This window comes from Pseudomonas sp. PB105 (assembly GCF_009764655.1).
GTDB lineage: Bacteria > Pseudomonadota > Gammaproteobacteria > Pseudomonadales > Pseudomonadaceae > Aquipseudomonas > Aquipseudomonas cyclaminis.
In genome coordinates, this window is sequence record NZ_RWIO01000039.1 from 147347 (window position 1) to 159927 (window position 12581).

General features: G+C 60.7%; 13 protein-coding genes. 6 read left to right on the forward strand and 7 right to left on the reverse strand.

Annotation, left to right across the window (positions count from 1 at the left end):
* The first annotated feature begins 85 nt into the window (after positions 1–85).
* The gene (locus tag EJD88_RS09595; protein WP_099585530.1) at positions 86–1405 is read left to right on the forward strand and encodes an MFS transporter; all 1320 of its coding nucleotides are present in this window, start codon (positions 86–88) and stop codon (positions 1403–1405) included.
* Between the two features lie 55 nt (positions 1406–1460).
* Here the strand turns inward: EJD88_RS09595 and EJD88_RS09600 are convergent, their stop codons facing one another.
* Positions 1461–2216 carry a hypothetical protein gene (locus EJD88_RS09600; RefSeq protein WP_112196617.1) on the reverse strand — a complete coding sequence of 252 codons (756 nt, stop codon included), beginning with the start codon at positions 2214–2216 and terminating at the stop codon, positions 1461–1463.
* Positions 2217–2406: 190 nt separating this feature from the next.
* Between EJD88_RS09600 and EJD88_RS09605 the strand changes: the two genes are divergently transcribed.
* On the forward strand, positions 2407–3039 hold the full coding sequence (locus tag EJD88_RS09605) for a flavin reductase family protein (RefSeq protein ID WP_099585532.1): 633 nt from the start codon (positions 2407–2409) through the stop codon (positions 3037–3039).
* Positions 3040–3084: 45 nt separating this feature from the next.
* Here EJD88_RS09605 and EJD88_RS09610 read toward each other — a convergent pair whose 3' ends face one another.
* Together EJD88_RS09610 and EJD88_RS09615 are read right to left on the reverse strand one after the other, a co-directional pair.
* Positions 3085–3330: a hypothetical protein gene (locus EJD88_RS09610; RefSeq protein WP_099585533.1), complete on the reverse strand. Its 246-nt coding sequence runs from the start codon at positions 3328–3330 to the stop codon at positions 3085–3087.
* A gap of 44 nt (positions 3331–3374) precedes the next feature.
* Positions 3375–3716, reverse strand: coding sequence for an antibiotic biosynthesis monooxygenase family protein (locus tag EJD88_RS09615; protein WP_017139773.1), 342 nt, complete (start codon positions 3714–3716; stop codon positions 3375–3377).
* A gap of 327 nt (positions 3717–4043) precedes the next feature.
* Here EJD88_RS09615 and EJD88_RS09620 point away from each other — a divergent pair, with 327 nt between their 5' ends.
* Positions 4044–4973: an AraC family transcriptional regulator gene (locus EJD88_RS09620; RefSeq protein WP_099585534.1), complete on the forward strand. Its 930-nt coding sequence runs from the start codon at positions 4044–4046 to the stop codon at positions 4971–4973.
* Between the two features lie 13 nt (positions 4974–4986).
* Here EJD88_RS09620 and EJD88_RS09625 read toward each other — a convergent pair whose 3' ends face one another.
* The 4 genes from EJD88_RS09625 to edd all read right to left on the reverse strand — a co-directional run bounded on the left by EJD88_RS09625 (position 4987) and on the right by edd (position 10079).
* On the reverse strand, positions 4987–6456 hold the full coding sequence (locus tag EJD88_RS09625; RefSeq protein WP_112196619.1) for an ATP-binding protein: 1470 nt from the start codon (positions 6454–6456) through the stop codon (positions 4987–4989).
* On the reverse strand, positions 6446–7180 hold the full coding sequence (locus tag EJD88_RS09630; protein ID WP_099585536.1) for a response regulator: 735 nt from the start codon (positions 7178–7180) through the stop codon (positions 6446–6448). The genes EJD88_RS09625 and EJD88_RS09630 overlap by 11 nt, the downstream gene beginning before the upstream one ends.
* 119 nt (positions 7181–7299) lie before the next feature.
* Positions 7300–8256 carry a glucokinase gene (locus EJD88_RS09635; RefSeq protein ID WP_158877841.1) on the reverse strand — a complete coding sequence of 319 codons (957 nt, stop codon included), beginning with the start codon at positions 8254–8256 and terminating at the stop codon, positions 7300–7302.
* On the reverse strand, positions 8253–10079 hold the full coding sequence (edd, locus tag EJD88_RS09640; protein ID WP_112196621.1) for a phosphogluconate dehydratase: 1827 nt from the start codon (positions 10077–10079) through the stop codon (positions 8253–8255). Before edd ends, EJD88_RS09635 begins: the two co-directional genes overlap by 4 nt.
* A gap of 221 nt (positions 10080–10300) precedes the next feature.
* Here edd and gap point away from each other — a divergent pair, with 221 nt between their 5' ends.
* From gap to EJD88_RS09655, 3 genes are all read left to right on the forward strand, one after another.
* Entirely contained in the window at positions 10301–11302 is a 1002-nt protein-coding gene (gene gap / locus EJD88_RS09645) for a type I glyceraldehyde-3-phosphate dehydrogenase (RefSeq protein ID WP_099585539.1), read from the forward strand.
* 136 nt (positions 11303–11438) lie between these two features.
* Positions 11439–11957 carry an RNA polymerase sigma factor gene (locus EJD88_RS09650; RefSeq protein WP_099585540.1) on the forward strand — a complete coding sequence of 173 codons (519 nt, stop codon included), beginning with the start codon at positions 11439–11441 and terminating at the stop codon, positions 11955–11957.
* Positions 11958–12031: 74 nt separating this feature from the next.
* A partial coding sequence (locus tag EJD88_RS09655) for a FecR domain-containing protein (RefSeq protein WP_158877842.1) occupies positions 12032–12581 on the forward strand: 550 nt, incomplete at its 3' end.

Below are 12581 nucleotides of genomic sequence, written 5' to 3' on the forward strand. Positions count from 1 at the left end.
ATCTAACTGGCACAGCTCCTGCTATAGCCCCAGCCAGGCAGCGCTCGCGCCGCTCCATAAAAACAACTAGATGAAGGATCCTTCAATGGATAACTCCAACACCTTGCCTCTGGGGTCGGCGGCCGCGCCGGCACAACCACGCACCACTTCCAGCCGCATCAAGTCGATCTTCAGCGGATCAGTCGGCAACATGGTCGAGTGGTACGACTGGTACGTCTACGCCGCTTTTTCACTGTACTTCGCCAAAGCCTTTTTCCCGAAAGGCGACACTACCGCCCAACTCCTCAACACCGCCGCGATCTTCGCCGTGGGCTTCCTGATGCGTCCGATCGGCGGCTGGCTGATGGGCCTGTACGCCGACAAGGTCGGGCGTAAAAAAGCCCTGATGGCCTCGGTCTACCTGATGTGCTTCGGCTCGTTGCTGATTGCCCTGAGCCCAGGCTATGAAGTCATTGGTATCGGTGCGCCCATCCTGCTGGTGTTTGCCCGTTTGCTGCAGGGGCTGTCAGTCGGCGGCGAATACGGCACCTCCGCCACCTACCTCAGCGAGATGGCGACCAAGGAACGCCGTGGTTTCTACTCCAGCTTCCAGTACGTGACCCTGATCTCCGGCCAGCTCATCGCTTTGGCGGTGCTGATCGTGCTGCAACAGGTGCTCACCACCGAGCAACTGTATGCCTGGGGCTGGCGTATCCCGTTCGCCATCGGCGCCCTGTGCGCAGTGGTCGCGCTGTACCTGCGTCGTGGCATGGAAGAAACCGAGTCGTTCACCAAGAAAGAAAAAGCCAAGGAAAGCGCCATGCGCACCTTGATGCGTCACCCCAAGGAACTGATGACCGTGGTCGGCCTGACCATGGGCGGCACCCTGGCCTTCTACACCTACACCACCTACATGCAGAAGTACTTGGTGAACACGGTCGGCATGAGCATCTCCGACTCCACCACCATCTCGGCAGCTACGCTGTTTCTGTTCATGTGCCTGCAACCGATTGTCGGCGGGCTGTCGGATAAAGTCGGCCGTCGTCCAATCCTGATCGCCTTCGGCATCCTCGGCACGCTGTTCACTGTGCCGATCCTCACCACCCTGCACACCATCCAATCCTGGTGGGGCGCGTTCTTCCTGATCATGGCGGCGCTGATCATCGTCAGCGGTTACACCTCGATCAACGCAGTGGTGAAGGCCGAACTGTTCCCAACCGAAATCCGTGCCTTGGGCGTGGGTCTGCCGTATGCACTGACCGTATCGATCTTCGGCGGCACCGCTGAATACATCGCGCTGTGGTTCAAGAGCATCGGCATGGAAACCGGTTACTACTGGTATGTGACTGCGTGTATCGCAGTGTCGCTGGTGGTCTACGTGACCATGAAGGACACCCGCAAGCATTCGCGCATTACCACGGACTAAAAAATGTGGGAGGGGGCTTACCCCCTCCCACATTGGCTTTACATCGCTTAGTTAATCAGCGCAGTTCCGCCACCTCACTACGCCCATACCGCCGCTGCGCATACGACGCCCCTGCAATCATCATCACCAATATTCCCGCCAACACCGCCGATGAACCAATGGTGCCAAAATCCAGGCCACCCTGCTCATGGGGCTTGGTCAGGAAATCCCCCAACGTCGCGCCAAACGGCCGGGTCAGCACAAACGCTACCCAGAACAACAGCACCGACGAAATCTGCGTGAAGTATTTGAGCGCCACCACTGCGGCGATGGTCGAGCCGATCAACAGTGCCCCGCCAGCAAACCCCAACCCCGAATCGTCCGCCAGGAAATCGCCCAACGCCGTGCCGAGGGTGTTGGAAAACAGAATTGCCATCCAATAGAACAACTCACCCCGGAAGGTCTGCACCTTGTTCACGTTCAGCGAGTCACCGCTGAGGTGCCACAGTGCGAAAATGATCATCAGGATCACGATCAGGATCATCGACCCCGTGGCGTAACCCAAGCCCAGGGTGCGGTCCATAAAGTCGGACATGGTGGTGCCGGCCGTGCTGGTGGATAAAATCACGATCCAGTACAGCACCGGGTTGTAGGTTTTCGACCAGAGTTGCGTCACCAGAGTGACCAGGAACACGCTGATCAAAATCATCGAACTGATCGCATAACCGACATTCAGGGTCATCGACAACAAGTCCCCGGCGGTTTCGCCCAAGGTGGTTGCGCAGATTTTCATGACCCAGAACGCCAGGGTGATCTGAGGAAGTTTATTCATGGGGTAGAAGGCTCCGAGATTCAGTCTTTCGATGGCCGACTTATGGGGGTGTCGACCTTGGGCGCAGACTGAACGGGGCGCTGTGAAAAATAGGTGGGCGATGAATGAAAATTCCATGGGCCAATGGAAATTCGCTGCCACGGGTTGCACTATGACCGCCTCCCAGAATTGCGTAGCAGGAACCCGGCCCATGTCTGACGATATCCATTTCTACGAACCCGCCAACGGCCACGGCCTGCCCCATGATCCGTTCAACGCCATCGTCGGCCCACGGCCTATCGGCTGGATTTCGTCCCACGACAGCGCAGGCCGCCTGAACCTGGCGCCCTACAGTTTTTTCAATGCGTTCAACTACATTCCGCCAATCATTGGGTTTTCCAGTGTCGGGCGCAAAGACAGCCTGAACAACATCGAACAGACCGGCGAGTTCGTGTGGAACCTCGCTACCCGCCCGCTGGCCGAGCAGATGAACCAGAGTTGCGCAGCGGTCGCGCCAGACGTGAATGAGTTCGAGTTGTCAGGCCTGACGCCGGTGGCCTCGAAAATCGTCGCTGTGCCACGGGTGGGCGAAAGCCCGGTGTCATTCGAATGCAAGGTGACGCAGATCATCCAGCTGCAACGCGCCGACAAAGGGTTGGTACCGAGTTGGCTGGTGCTGGGCGAGGTGGTTGCGGTGCATATTGCCAAGTGGCTGCTCAAGGACGGCGTCTACGACACCGCCGCCGCCGAGCCGATTTTGCGCGGAGGTGGCCCGGCGGATTACTTCCAGCTAGGGCCAGAGGCACTGTTCAAGATGCACCGCCCAGGCGCCACCCAACGCTGATTGGAATGCGATCAATTGTGGGAGCGGGCTTGCCCCCTCCCACATTTAGTCAGCGGCAGGCGCCCAAATCAGTTGACCCTCTGCATCCACGTCGACCAAGCCTGCAAGCTGCAGCGTCGCCGCATCATCGGCATCCGAAGCGGTCTTGAACGTCTGCCCATCGAGGATCTTGTGAAACTGCGGTGCGCCCATGCCATCCAGTGCCTTGACGGCGACGGCGGCGCTGTAGCCTCCTTCACCCGGTACTACGGCGGAAACGGCTTCGTGGTGGGCAAATTGTTTACGTGCCATGTTGCAGGTCCTGGCCAATGGAAAGGCGGCCATTCTAAACCGGTTCAACCGGCGAGTTGCAGGTACTCGCCATAGGCGTGGGCGGCGGATGCATCGGTGAAGGTCTGAAAGTCCATGCTGCGCACCACCATGTCGTTCAACAACTCGGTGAAGAGCATCAGCGCCGGCGAGCTGAAGTAGGCGCTCATCGCCTGCTCGCTGCTCCAGAAACCCGAGACCAGCCACACATCGGGGTCGACCTGGGAATGCTGCAACGAGAATTGCAGACAACCCTGAGCCTGACGCCCTGGTTCGATCAAACTGCTCAAACGTGCACCGAGTTCGGTGCTGCACCCGGTGCGGGCACGGATAAAGGCCATATGGCTCGCGGGAATGGGGGTGGACATATTCGACTCTCCCGTTGAGAAGTGATGCTCGGCAAGCACTGTGAGGGTGTGTTGCCACAGGATCAACGATAACGGCGCGGGGGTGGACGCGGTTAGTCGATTCCTGCCGGCTTATTGCACAATCCTGCGAGAAGCGTAAACCGGGTGTTCGGCCCAGCGGTTTTACGCAGGGGCGAACGCCGTGTTTCAGGGAGATGACAGGCCTCGCGCTTGCCTGATTGCCCACATGGCGCAGGATCAGGCAAGGATTATGCAGAATCGACCTAACACTCTTTGAAAAGCCGCCGCTAAGCTGACCCCATCAAAGCCGCCTGCAGAGGACGCTTCATGTCGTCGCCCGAACATCAGCCCATTCCCCTCGATGCCGAGATGGAAAAACAGCGCGCCGAACTGGCCAGTATCGTGCACCGGCATACCTGGGAAGATGGCTCCTACGGCACCGCGATCACCTCGCTGTACCTGAACCGCCACAACACACCGCGCGACTTTATGCCGGTGCTGGTGGAGCCCGCGCTGTGCATCCTCGCCAACGGCAGCAAGGAAGTGCGCCTGGCCGATGAAATCTTTGCCTACGACCCGCTCAACTATCTGGTGTTCTCGGTGGCGATGCCGGTGGCCGGGCGGATCATCGATGCGACGCCGGAAGATCCGAACCTGTCGGTGCGCATCAACATCGACCCGGCGCAACTCACAGCCCTGATTGCAGAGGCCGGCCCCATGGGCGTCCCCACGCGCCCGACATCGCGCGGCATGTACGTGGACCGCATCGACACCCAATTGCTCGACGCCGTGCTGCGCCTGGCTCGCTTGCTGGATACGCCCAAAGACATCGCCATGCTGGCGCCGCTGATCAACCGGGAAATTCTCTACCGCCTGCTGCGGGGGCCGCAGGGGTATCGCCTGTATGAAATTGCCGTGGCCAATAGTCAGAGCCATCGGGTGAGCCAGGCGATCAAGTGGCTCAACGGCAACTATGAGCAACCGCTGCGCATCGATGACCTGGCCAGGGAAGTGAACCTCAGCGTCTCGACCCTGCATCACCGCTTCAAGGCGATCACTGCCATGAGCCCGCTGCAATACCAAAAGCAACTGCGCTTGCAGGAAGCGCGGCGGTTGATGATTGCCGAAGGGCTTGAAGCCTCGGCAGCCGGTTATCGGGTGGGGTATGAAAGCCCGTCGCAATTCAGCCGGGAGTACAGCCGACTATTTGGTGCGCCGCCGTTGCGGGATCTAGCCAGACTGCGCCAAAGCATCTGATCTTCAGTGTTTTTCAGTCCAGGGTGCGCGGGAGCTGCAAGGTGACCCGCAACCCACCCTCGCGCAGATTCTGCAAGCTCACCTCGCCACCATGGCTGTGGGCAATATTGCGCGCAATCCCCAGACCCAACCCGTAGCCCTGCTGCTGCCCGGCCAGGCGGAAGTGCGGCTCGAACACCTGCTCCAGGCGCTGCTCCGGCACGCCAGGACCTTCATCGTCGACGTGCAGGACAAATTCCGCGCCATCATCCTCGACATGCAAATGCGCGTTCTGCCCGTACTTCAAGGCGTTGTCGATCAGGTTGCCAATGCAACGCTTGAGCGCCAGCGGCTTGCCCGGATAGGCCACCAATGCAGCGCCATTCAGGGTCACGCGGCCGTTGCCGTTGGGCGCAACATAAGGCTCCACCAGGCATTCGAGCACATGGTTCAGATCGACGGGCTGGATGTTCTCGTGGATATCGGTGTCTTTCACGCATTGCAGCGCGCCCTTCACCAGCAGTTCCAACTCATCCAGATCGCGGCCGAACTTGGTTTGCAGATTCTCGTCTTCCAGCAGCTCCACGCGCAGGCGCAGACGGGTGATCGGTGTGCGCAGGTCGTGGGAAATCGCGCTGAACAGCTGGCTGCGCTCGGTCAGGTAGCGGCTGATGCGCTCGCGCATGGCATTGAATGCGCGCCCCACTTCCACCACTTCACTACCGCCACCTTCGGCCACAGGTTCTACGTCGGCGCCCAGGGACATATCCCGCGCCGCCCGCGCCAGGCGCTTGAGCGGCCGGCTTTGCCAGTGCACCAGCAGGCCAATAAACAACAGCAGAAAACCGCTGGTCAGTACGATAAACCACACCTGCTGCGATGGCAGGCCCTGTTCTTCAAGACTGGTGTAAGGCTCAGGCAGCAACGAAGCGATGTACAGCCATTCGCCGGGGGCGAGCTGGATCTGGGTCACCAGCACCGGCGGGTTTACCGGTTCCAGGGTCAGTGCGTAATGGGCCCAGGAACGCGGCAGCTCATCGAGCTTGAGGCCGGCGTTGAAGATGCGCAGGTCTTCGGCGCTGACGAACTCCACCGAGATATGCACGTCGGCGCCCAGGGTCTGGCGCAGCACCTCGTCCACCGCCACCAGCACCGCCTGTTTGCGCGGGGTTTCGGGCAAGACCTGCATGTCCAGCGGGCGGTCATTGAGGGTCACCACAAACCGGGTGCCGCCCATGCTGCGCAATTGGTCCAGGACCAGCGGGCGATAGGCCACGGGCAACGAACGGAAGTAACTCACACTGGCGGTCATCGAATGCGCCAGGCTGCGGGCGCTGGTGACCAGGCCCTCAAGCTGGGTGGCGCGCAACTGCGAGACCCAGATCACGCTGGACAACGCTTGGGCGAACAACACCGCGAGCAAGGTCAACAGCAGCATGCGCCCCAACAGCGAGCGCGGTACCGGGAAGCGGCGACGGCGTTCGGTCACCGGCTCATTGGACATTGCCGGCAACCACGCTGGCTGCCAGTTGATAACCGCTGCCACGTACGGTGCGGATCAGCCTCGGGGGTTTTTCGGTGTCGCGCAGGCGTTGGCGCAGCCGGCTCACTGCCATATCCACGATGCGGTCCAGCGGCATCAGGTCGCGGCCACGGGTGGCGTTGCCGATGGTGTCGCGGTCGAGAATCTGTTGCGGATGGTCGAGAAACAACTTGAGCAGCGCGAAGTCGGCACCGGAGAGGATCACTTCCTCGCCGTCGACGTGAAACAGGCGGTGGCTGATCATGTCCAGGCGCCATTCATCGAACACCAGCACATCAGCATTCCCACTGCGCTCCTGGCCGAACTGGCAGCGGCGCAACAGGGCCTTGATCCGCGCCTGCAACTCGCGAGGGCTGAACGGTTTGCCGATATAGTCATCGGCGCCCAGCTCCAGGCCGATCACACGGTCGGCTTCGTCGGAACTGGCGGTGAGCATGATGATCGGCACCTGCGCCTGGCGCGGATGCTGACGAATCCAGCGGCAGAGGCTGAAGCCGTCTTCGTCCGGCAACATCACATCGAGGATGACCAGGTCGCACGGCGCCTCGTTCATCGCCTGGCGGAACCCCGCGCCATCCGGCACGCCACGCACCTGGAAACCGGCGCGACTGAGGTAGGTTTGCAGCAATTCGCGGATTTCCTGGTCGTCGTCGACGAGGAGAATCGATTTACTGATTACGCTCACGGGGTCCTCCTTGTTGTTATGGGTGTTCTTGATGGCCCTATCGGGGGCAAGCCCCCTCCCACATTTGGAATGCGTTCCAAATGTGGGAGGGGGCTTGCCCCCGATGAGGCCATCACTGCCTAAGCAAATGCCTGTTCCAATGCCACACCCGCCCCGGTCAACCCGGAATACGGCGCGGTCACCAACCACACCGGAATGCCTTTGAAGTAGTCGCTCATGCAGCCTTTGTCACTGAAGCTTTTGGCGAAACCGCTGGCGATAAAGAAGTCGGCAAACCTCGGTATCACCCCGCCCACGATGTACACGCCACCGCGCCCACCGGTGGTCAGTACATTATTGCCTGCAACCCGGCCCAGCCAAATGCTGAACTGTTCCAATACTTCCATCGCCACCGGGTCGCCAGCCAGGCCTGCCGCCGTGATGGCTTCGGGTGTGTCCAGTACCGGCGCGTGACCATCGACCGCGCAAATCGCCCGGTACAAACGCGGCAAGCCGCCGCCGCTCAACGCCGTTTCGGCGCTGACGTGGCCAATTTCGGTGTAGATGTGCTGCCACAGCTGGGTTTCCCGCGGGCTGCTCAGGGGCAGGTCGACATGGCCGCCCTCCCCTGGCAACGCCGCGTAACGACCAGCACCAAGGTCCAGCAGTGTGCCGACACCCAGCCCAGTGCCCGGCCCGATCACCACCGCCGGGCGCAACGGCTCCGGCGTGCCTTCGCAGACCACGCGGAATTCGTCGGGCTGCAGGCGGGTCATGCCCAGGGCCATGGCCGAGAAATCATTGACCAGCAGCAGTTCATCCACCTGTAACGTCTTGCAAAACGCCGTCTTGCTCAAGCGCCAGTGATTGTTGGTGAACTTGAACTCATCGCCGCTCACCGGCCCGGCCACCGACAGGCACACCGCACCGATGTCCCCGATTTCCAGGCCTTCTTCCTTCAGATAGACCTTGATCGCCGCTTCAGGGCTTGGGTAATCCGCCGTGGCATGCACCCGGATCGAGTGCAGCGCCGAATCTCGCCACACTGCAAAACGGGCGTTGGTGCCCCCGATATCACCGACCAGCGCTAACTTCACTTAAGCGTCTCCAAGGCAGAGGTAAAGGCGCTGGCGCCCTGCTCTGCGGAGCTTGCGGCCAAGCGCATAAATGCAAACAGCTCGCGACCGGCTCCCACGTTATTGCCCAGAAGGCCCGTGGCAGGCGTGCGCGCTGCAAATGCTTCGGCGTCCACCTTAAGCTCCAAGGTGCCGGTCACGCCATCCACACGAATGATATCGCCATCGCGCACCCGCGCCAGTGGCCCGCCGCTCTGGGCTTCGGGGTTGACGTGAATCGCGGCGGGGATCTTACCCGACGCGCCGGACATACGCCCGTCTGTCACCAGCGCCACCTTGAAACCACGGTCCTGCAACACGCCAAGGAACGGCGTCATCTTGTGCAATTCCGGCATGCCGTTGGAGCGCGGCCCCTGGAAGCGCATCACCGCGACGAAGTCTTTTTCCAACTGGCCAGCCTTGAAGGCGTCGGCCAGGTCTTGCTGATCCTGGAACACCACAGCCGGTGCTTCGACGATTTGATGTTCCGGCGCCACGGCGGAGACTTTCATCACGCCGCGCCCCAGGTTGCCTTCCATAACGCGCAGGCCACCTTCTGGCGAGAACGCGCGAGCCACCGGGCGCAGGATGGTTTCGTCGAGGCTTTCGATAGGGCCGTCGCGCCAGACCAGCTCACCGTCGACCAGGAACGGTTCCTGGATATAGCGGCTCAGGCCCTTGCCGGCTACGGTGTTGACGTCTTCGTGGAGCAACCCGGCTTCCAGCAACTCACGGATCAGGAACGACATGCCGCCCGCCGCCTGGAAGTGGTTGATGTCGGCCTTGCCGTTTGGATACACGTGGGACAGGGTCGGCACTACCTCGGAGAGGTCAGCCATGTCGTCCCAGGTCAGGATGATGCCCGCCGACATGGCGATGGCCGGCATGTGCAGGGTGTGGTTGGTGGAGCCGCCGGTGGCGTTGAGGGCGACGATGGAGTTGACGATGGATTTCTCGTCGACGATCTCGCCGATCGGCGTGAAGTTGCCGTTGGCTTTGGTCAGTCGCGTGACCTGATGCGCGGCTTCGCGGGTCAGGGCGTCACGCAGCGGCGTGTACGGGTTGACGAACGAGGCGCCCGGCAAGTGCAGGCCCATCACTTCCATCAGCAACTGGTTGGTGTTGGCGGTGCCGTAGAACGTGCAGGTGCCGGGGCTGTGGTAGGACTTCATCTCCGATTCCAGCAGCTCCTCGCGAGTTGCCTTGCCTTCGGCATAGCGCTGGCGCACATCGGCTTTCTGCTTGTTGGAGATGCCCGACGGCATTGGGCCGCCCGGCACGAAGATCATCGGCAGGTGGCCGTAGCGCAGCGCACCCATCATCAGGCCGGGGACGATCTTGTCGCAGATGCCCAGCATCAGTGCGGCGTCGAACATGTTGTGGGACAGCGCTACCGCCGTGGACATGGCAATCACTTCACGGCTGAGCAGGCTCAGCTCCATGCCCGGCTCGCCCTGGGTCACGCCGTCGCACATCGCGGGCGTACCACCGGCGAACTGGCCGACCGAGCCGACTTCGCGTAGGGCTTTCTTGATTTGTTCAGGGAAATGTTCGTACGGCTGATGCGCCGAAAGCATGTCGTTATATGACGAAACAATTGCCACGTTGGCGGCATTCATCATGCGCAGGCTGTTTTTGTCTTCAGTGCCGCAACCAGCCACGCCGTGGGCAAAGTTGGCGCATTGCAGCTTGCCGCGCATCGGACCGTCGCTGGCGGCGCCGCGAATGAGCGCAAGGTAAGCCTCGCGGGTGGCGCGGCTGCGGGCGATAAGCCGTTCGGTGACCTCAAGAACGCGGGGATGCATGTGTAGAACTCCAGGCTAACGGATGTGGCGACCTGAGTGTCTATGCTGATCAAACGCCCGCAGCTCATGGGATGGCAGGGTGTCGTTTAAATCATCGGACCAGTTGATTCAGGTCACTCGTTGTAGATTGAACAAAATATTGCCACTAAAAAGGCTTGTTTTCTATTTTTATGCGAATAATCTTGTAATTCTTACAACAAATCGACGACAGGCACTCTCCAATGACTCTTCGTATCGCAATCAATGGTTTTGGCCGTATCGGCCGTAATGTCCTGCGCGCACTGTATACCCAAGGCTACCGCCAGGATTTGCAGATCGTCGCCATCAACGATCTGGGCGACAGCTCGATCAATGCCCACCTGCTCAAATACGACACCGTACATGGCACATTCGACGCAGAGGTCGCTCACGATCAGGAAAGCCTGACCGTCAACGGTGACCGGATTGCCGTGAGTGCCATTCGCAACCCGGCCGACCTGCCATGGGCTGCACACAAGATCGACGTGGTCTTTGAATGCACCGGTCTGTTCACCGACCGTGACAAGGCTGCCGCCCATATTAGCGCCGGCGCGCGCAAGGTGATCATCTCGGCACCGGCTAAAGGCGCGGACGCTACCGTGGTGTATGGCGTGAACCACGACATTCTGCGTCAATCCCACCAGATCATCTCCAACGCCTCGTGCACCACCAACTGCCTGGCGCCAGTCGCCCAGGTGCTGCACCGCGAGCTGGGCATCGAAAGCGGTCTGATGACCACCATCCACGCCTACACCAACGACCAGAACCTGACCGACGTCTACCACACCGACCCGTACCGCGCGCGCTCGGCCACCCAGAACATGATCCCGAGCAAGACCGGTGCCGCCGAAGCGGTCGGCCTGGTGCTGCCGGAACTGGCGGGCAAACTGACCGGCATGGCCGTGCGGGTGCCGGTGATCAACGTGTCGCTGGTGGACCTCACCGTGACACTGAAAAAGGAAGCCACCGCCGAAGAAGTCAATGCGCTGCTCAAGGAAGCCAGCCAGCACTCGAAGATCCTCGGTTACAACACCCTGCCGCTGGTATCCAGTGACTTCAACCACAACCCGCTGTCGTCGATTTTCGACGCCAATCACACCAAAGTAAGTGGCAAGTTACTCAAAGTGTTGGCGTGGTATGACAACGAGTGGGGTTTCTCCAACCGCATGCTGGATAACTGCCTGGCGTTGTGCAACGCCGAGTAAACCCGTCTTGTGATGAGTTTATGTGGGAGGGGCTTGCCCCCCCACATTTGATCGATGCAGGCCTGCAGAAATAGCCACTTGCCATTTCAGTTGATGATAAGCATTATCATTAACTGCAAATCGGTCTGGTATCACTGTGAGCCAATCTCGCTTCAATCAAGTCTTTCTCACCCAACGGGTGATTCTGCTACGCACCTTGCAGCGGATGGTGAATAACCCCAGCACCGCCGAGGACCTGTTGCAGGAAACCTACCTGCGCGTCACCCGGGCCCTCAGCGAGCGGCCGATCGATCACCTTGAACCTTTCGTCTACCAAACCGCGCGCAATCTGGCGTTGGATCACCTGCGTTCGCGCAGGATTCAGGCCCGAACGCTGCAGGAAGATGTCCCGTTCGACATCCTGCAAAGCGTCGCAGCGCCCATCAGCACCCCCGAAGATGCGACCCAGGCCGAGCAACTGCTTGAACACCTGAGCGTCAGCCTGGGCCAGTTGAGCGCCCGCCAGCAGCAGATTTTCATCCTCAGCCGCCTGCACGGGTGCAGCTACCAGGAGATCGCCGATCAGTTGGACGTGTCCTTGAGCACCGTGCAAAAGGAACTGAAATTGATCATGGCCATCTGCGTAGGTGTGGCCGAACGGCTGGATCGGCCTTAAGCTGCACCCGACAGAAGTGTCGACCCAGGCTGTAGGATTAATGAATAAAACGTGGCGAAGACCCGAGGCACACCGTGACGGACCCGAATAAACTGCGCCCCCATGAGCTGGCTCATGAGGTGTTGCAAGACACGGCTATGGACCAGGCCCTCGACTGGCTGATCGCCTTGCAGTGCCCGCAGCCCGGGCAGCAGGCCGAGTTTGAAGCCTGGCTGGCCCACGACACGGCCCACGTCCAGGCTTTCGCCAAGGCCCAGGCCGCCTGGGGTGGCGCGCCCGTGCACAGTGCTGCCATGGCTTTGGCCGCGCCACGCAAGCCCAGCGCCTGGCGCCGGATCAAACCCCATTGGAAACCACTGGCCACCGCCGCTGTGCTGCTGATTGGCCTGTTCAGCTTCAGCAATCTGCCAGTACGCCTGCAAGCCGATCACCTGACCGTGGTGGGCGAACGCCAGCGCCTGCAACTGGACGATGGCTCGAAAGTATTGCTGAACACCAACTCGGCGTTCTCCAGCAGCATCAAGGACCAACAGCGCATCGCCCGCCTGTACCAGGGCGAGGCTTTTTTCGAGATCGCGCCCAGTCATGGCCAGCCCCTGGAAATCGACGCCGGCCCGGTGCGTG